We start from the raw sequence: 5,439 nt of genomic DNA, 5'->3' as shown, positions 1-5,439 counted from the left end.
CTTTGTATCTGTTCGTCGGTGTGGTGCTTAGAGCAGCCGGCAAATAGTGCGATCGACAGCGCTAAACAAGAATGAACCACCAAGCGTCCCCGCATAACTTTCCTCCGTATTTTTAAAACCCTCGTCTGAAAACCACCGTGAAGCCAAGAAAACCCCAAGGGCTATTTCTATGCTGACAATATCGATACTGACAATATTGACAGGCGGATCATCGGCCTTTAAGCCGTGAACGGAAATAGCCGGCGAATCTTTCGCACAGTCTCACCAACGAAATTGACGTAACTAGCATAGACCGAAGCTTGCTTTTGGAGTACTGTCTAAACTAACAGGTATCGAAAGCGCGCCGCGACGGTGTATTCTGCCTGCGAATCGCTCACCTTCCTTCCCTGTTTTTCAACGGGATCGACCACATCACTGTCTGTGCACATCGATTTCAAGGGATCCCCCAATGTTCGAAAAACATCGCTCGAGAATCATCATCGCGGACGACCACACCCTGATTGCGGAGGCTTGCAAGCAACTCCTTGAGACGGAGTTTGAAGTGGTCGCGGTCGTCAACAACGGGCAAGCACTCATCGATTCCGTTTGCCGGCTCAATCCAGATGTGGCGTTGGTTGATATCTCAATGCCGCTGCTTAACGGCCTGGATGCGTGCGAGCACATTAGGACTATCAAGCGGACGGTCAAGATTATCTTTCTCACCATGAGCGCCGACCGCGCAATGGCGGCCGAAGCGTTCCGCCGCGGTGCATTCGGCTTCTTGCCAAAGACGGCTGCGGCGGCGGAGCTGCCTGTCGCGATTCGAACGGTTCTCCAAGGGAAGCCCTACGTCTCGCCTCTCATTGCCGGAGACTCGTTTGATCTGAGAATTGAATACGAGGGTACGAATGGGATGCCTGGGTTGCTGACAACCAGGCAAAAGCAAGTGGTTCAGTTGCTGGCAGAGGGAAAGTCTATGAAAGAGGTTGCATCGGATCTGACTCTCACGCCAAGGACGGTCGCTTTTCACAAATACCGCGTCATGGAGATTCTAAATCTCAAGAACAACGCGGAGCTGGTGCAATATGCGATGAAGGAACACATGGTCGCATCAAAGTGAGTCATCTCGACTCTGCTTCTGTTTCAGGCGAAGCGGCTTGTCTTAATTAAATTAAATTTGAAGGCGCGGCTTCCGCTCTGAAGCCGCAAAGCGAAACAGACGCTCCAATTTTCGTAGTGCCATTCGGGGCCCACCGACCTCACCGCTCCTTGATCCAAACAGACAGCCCGTTCAACCAGTCGCGACCCAGCGCTGATGGATTCAGCTGCTTTGTCGCCGCCTATCTCGACTGCGGTTGCGGCCTGTTTGGCTGCGCCGATTTTGGTTGAGGAGCTGGCTTTGGTTGGGCAGGCTTTGGTTGAGGAGCCGGCCGTGGTTGAGCGGGCTTTGGTTGAGGAGCGGGCTTTGGTTGCGGAGTTGGCTTTGGTTGCGGAGTGGGTTTTGGTTGCGCGGGCTTTGGTTGAGGAACGGGCTTTGGTTGAGCGGGTTTTGGTTGAGCTGGCTTGGGTTGAGGAGCGGGCTTGGTTACAGGGCGATTCGGATTCGGCTTGGCAACCGGTTGAGACGGTTTCCCCGGCTTGGGTTGAGGCTTGGGTTGCTGAACAGGTGGCCGTCCCGTACCGGGCCGATTTGTGGGAGGGTTATATCCATTTCCGGGCCTGTTATTTGGTCCCCACGGGGGACGATTGCTCGGAGGCCTTACCGGAGCGGGCGGACGATAGTTTGGTGGGCGATAGTGCCAATTGCCGCCGTATCCCGGGCGGCTGTTATAAGGAACCGGCCGGGCGCGGTACCAGATGTTCGGCGGGCGATAGGGATTTCGCCATCCGACCCAAACGGTGTGATTGTAGTAGCAGCGACGCGATGACCAATTCCAGCCCCATCCCATCCAGCCCCATGGTCGACTCACCAAAAGAATTCCAAGGGGAATCGGGGGGCCGTAACTTACAACAACGACATTGGTAGGCGGCCTGACGTAAACGACGGTGGGGTTGTAAACCGGTACATAAACCACCTGCGGGTTTGCAGGCTGAATTACGTAGATCGGCTGGCCAGACGCCTGCTGTACCTCCACTTGCTGCTGCTGATTGCTACGCAAGTTCCCCGCCGCATACGCCTGGTTTCGTAGTCTCTGGATCGAAGCACTCACTGCTCCCTGATCCATAGAAAACGCTTGCCCAATGGAGGCATAGTCGTCGATGTTCTCCGCCATCATATCGAGCACGTCTGGGAAATTTACCAGGGCGACAAACGCCGCATCAAAGCCCTGCCTCTCTGCCGCGTCGGTCAGTGCCGCGCCTTGCAGCCCGGAATTTTGTTGCAGCCAGTTAGAGACGTCCAGGATTTCCTGCGGATTCGTCGAGGCGGTCGTAATCTGCGCCAGAAGCGAATCGGGGTAAAGCGCAACGGGAGCCAGCAGTTGATCCAGTTGCTGGGGCGTCGGCATCGGTGCCTGCGCAGGAAGCGACAATCCAGATACCTGGATAAATAGCAGCGCAATGAATACAACGACTGCATTTAAGCCCAACTTCCTCAAGCTCGACCTCGATTGCATTCGATACCTCGCCATTTTTCGCGTCGCACTTAGTTTCCTATTAAATCTGTCAATGATCAAAGCACTGGAGTGTTGATTGCATTGCCGCCATACCACCTTCGCAAGCGCCATTGAACTCCAGCCTCATTCTTGAAGGAACTGTCAGTTATAACACTTGCTGTTGACAAAAATTACAGTTCGAGTTGGAACATCAGCTGCTTTCGGTTTCTGCATAAGGTGCTTGTGCGAACCGGATATTCATGTTCCGAAGTGTATCCTTGCCTCGAACGGTCATGTCTGTGATGAAGAGAAACTGCTCCCTGCTCTCCTTTACGTAGGCGTTGATCCGATACTGCGTCCCCCAGGGCATTTCTTTTGCTGTTACCCGCACTGGTGTGTCTGGCCTGCAATAATCACTCGATGCGGCAGCCTCCTTCAGCTTTTCGAGCACTGCGGAAGCATCATGGTCTGGATGAAGATAAAAGCTCGCGATGCAGAGCACGCTATGATTCCCGCCGCTGGCGTTGAGAATGCTTGTGGACCATAGTCGAGAATGCGGAATAATCACTTCGTTATTGTCGGCAGTCAGCAGATGAACGGACCTGGTGGCAATCGCTGTGACTTCTCCGTAATGGCCATCCACACTAATCCAGTCTCCTGGCTGGTAGACGTTTTCGAGCACTGTTACCAGTCCGGCCACGAAACTACTTCCGTAATCTTTGAGCAGGTAAGCCAGCGCCAGGGCAAAACTAGCGCCTAAGACGAGAATGTTCTGAAATGTCGGCTGTACCAACAGCGGCACAATGACCGCAACAGCTGTGACTCTGACCAGCAGTCGGGCGATGGGCACGAAGCGAAGAATCCTAAGGCGCTGACTAGGTTCCGCCTTCTCAGCGGCCCGACGTAGTTGCCGCTGCACCCAAACGATCAGCAGCCGCGCCAGAATTATTACTCCCAATACGAGGAGCACATCGCGCCACGCCAGCTTTTCCAGTTGCTGCCAGGCGCTCGAGTCTTGGTACATTTTCCGCCCTCCCCTATCATTCAAAGCGACAGCCGCTAGCTCGCAACCTCCCGGCCCGGCAGAATTTAGCATACCGCGCGATAAGCGGTCGCAAGCTCCTAACCTCCTCGAACAACTTGTCTGCAATCAACCTTGACGACACTTTGTCAGGGGCCACTGTCATTTATGACAGTTGCGAGTTTGACAGCTTCTCGGTAGGTTCCTCTTGATCGCAAAATCCGATTGCGGCTTCTCGGGAAGACGATAATCATTACCCATCAGAAGGCAACTACTTGAGGAGAGCAAAAACAGCCTCGATTCTTTTCGAACGGTGCCTGCTGGTATCCGGAGTGATGCTACTTGCCATCTGGGTGGCAGCACAGCTTCACGGGCAGATTTTTTCACGCCTTGCATTGTGGCAATTTGAAAACGCCCAAGCGGCGACAACGCAAAATGTCGTCTCGAAAACAGAAGATTCAACTCGGGATGTAGATTTCAGTCTCTGGGCTCAGAAACGCATTCAGGCTTACAAAAGCAGTTTGCTGAATGCCTCAGGTGCGCCTCTGGCAGTGCTCGAGATCGCAAAGGTGAAGATCCGGGTTCCGGTCTATGACGGAACGGACGATCTGACTCTTAACCGAGGGGTCGGGCGCATCACCGGCACCGCGATGCCGGGAATTGAAGGAAACGTTGGAATCGCCGGGCACCGCGACGGGTTCTTCAGGGGGCTGAAGGACATCGCGGTTGGAGATGAGATTGACCTGACTATGACTCAAGAGAGAGACACATACGTCGTGGATCAAATCGAGATTGTTAGTCCGGCTGACGTTCACGTGCTGGAACCGCGCAGTATATCCTCTCTTACCCTCGTCACCTGCTATCCGTTCTATTTCGTGGGCGATGCGCCGCAGCGGTTCATTGTCCACGCATCCATCTCATCGCGTCGGGCGCTCGTTGGCTCAGGAAATCAACCCTCAACCACTTCCGCAGGCTTGGGAAAAAACAATAAGGAGAATTCGCAATGACACGCACAACTTTACACAGTTTGCTGGCTGTGGCGGCAGGCACGCTTTTCTTTGCCTCCACTGCGGTCGTGAACGCGCAGGTCGAAACAACAACCTCAACAACACACGGAGCTCCTACCCACCAGGTAAAAGTCGAAAAGGGAACGGTGGTTCTCGTCTCCGGAAATGACCTTTGGGTTAAGGATGAAGCTGGTCAGATTCGGCATTTCCCGAACGTTCCAGAGAGCGCCCGCGTCACGGTGAATGGTCAGCAACTCGGAATCCACGACCTGAAGCCCGGAATGACGATTGAACGGACCACCATTACAACCACTACACCCAAATTGATCACAACCACAAAGAGCGTCACCGGCAAGGTTTGGTACGTCAACCCGCCATCCAGCGTAATCCTGACCATGGACGACGGCAAGAATCAGGAATTCAAAATTCCCAAAGGTCAGAAATTCAATGTCAACGGCCAAATGACGGACGCTTTTGGTCTGAAAAAGGGCATGTCGGTGACCGCGACCAAGGTCGAAGAAGTCCCGGAAACAGTGGTTACCGAGAAAAGGCTTTTAGCTGGCCAGATGCCTCCGCCGCCCCCGCCGCCACCGGATCAGCCGGTCCTGGTCGCCGTTTTGGTACCGGTTGCTGCTCCAGCTCCGGCGCCAGCACCCGCTCCGGAAGCACCTGCAGCAAGCCTCCCCAAGACCGGCAGCTCGCTGCCTTTGTTCGGTCTCCTGGGTCTGCTGTTAATTGGCGCGTCGTTCGGTATGCGCTCTTTCCGCCGCTCGTAACAACTGCTTCCTGTCTTTCCTAGAGAGCTCACCTTCAAGTTCAAGAAGGTGAGCCTCTTGGG

Annotated in this window: 5 protein-coding genes; 3 read left to right on the top strand and 2 right to left on the bottom strand. The window is 54.3% G+C overall.

Going from position 1 to position 5,439, the window contains the following annotated elements:
* Positions 1 to 448: 448 nt before the first annotated feature.
* Positions 449 to 1,099, top strand: a complete 651-nt coding sequence (locus tag WA354_RS20990) for a response regulator (protein ID WP_472814974.1) — start codon at positions 449 to 451, stop codon at positions 1,097 to 1,099.
* 220 nt (positions 1,100 to 1,319) lie between these two features.
* Here WA354_RS20990 and WA354_RS20985 read toward each other — a convergent pair whose 3' ends face one another.
* Complete coding sequence (locus tag WA354_RS20985) at positions 1,320 to 2,576, bottom strand: DUF3300 domain-containing protein (RefSeq protein ID WP_472814973.1); 1,257 nt, start codon at positions 2,574 to 2,576, stop codon at positions 1,320 to 1,322.
* A 208-nt stretch (positions 2,577 to 2,784) separates the two neighbouring features.
* On the bottom strand, positions 2,785 to 3,597 hold the full coding sequence (locus tag WA354_RS20980; protein ID WP_472814972.1) for a mechanosensitive ion channel family protein: 813 nt from the start codon (positions 3,595 to 3,597) through the stop codon (positions 2,785 to 2,787).
* A 272-nt stretch (positions 3,598 to 3,869) separates the two neighbouring features.
* Between WA354_RS20980 and WA354_RS20975 the strand changes: the two genes are divergently transcribed.
* Together WA354_RS20975 and WA354_RS20970 are read left to right on the top strand one after the other, a co-directional pair.
* Positions 3,870 to 4,601: a class D sortase gene (locus WA354_RS20975; protein WP_472814971.1), complete on the top strand. Its 732-nt coding sequence runs from the start codon at positions 3,870 to 3,872 to the stop codon at positions 4,599 to 4,601.
* A complete protein-coding gene (locus tag WA354_RS20970) occupies positions 4,598 to 5,377 on the top strand; it encodes an LPXTG cell wall anchor domain-containing protein (protein ID WP_472814970.1) in 780 nt (259 codons plus the stop codon). Before WA354_RS20975 ends, WA354_RS20970 begins: the two co-directional genes overlap by 4 nt.
* Positions 5,378 to 5,439 lie beyond the last annotated feature (62 nt).

Origin of the sequence: Occallatibacter sp. (genome assembly GCF_049802275.1) — a bacterium.
GTDB lineage: Bacteria > Acidobacteriota > Terriglobia > Terriglobales > Acidobacteriaceae > Telmatobacter.
Note: the sequence above shows the minus strand (reverse complement) of the source record. Positions and strands in the feature narration are given on the sequence as shown.

Coding starts and splice junctions, on each gene's coding strand:
- WA354_RS20980 (WP_472814972.1), bottom strand. CDS start 3,597: ATGTACCAAGACTCGAGCGCCTGGCAGCAACTGGAAAAGCTGGCGTGG.
- WA354_RS20990 (WP_472814974.1), top strand. CDS start 449: ATGTTCGAAAAACATCGCTCGAGAATCATCATCGCGGACGACCACACC.
- WA354_RS20970 (WP_472814970.1), top strand. CDS start 4,598: ATGACACGCACAACTTTACACAGTTTGCTGGCTGTGGCGGCAGGCACG.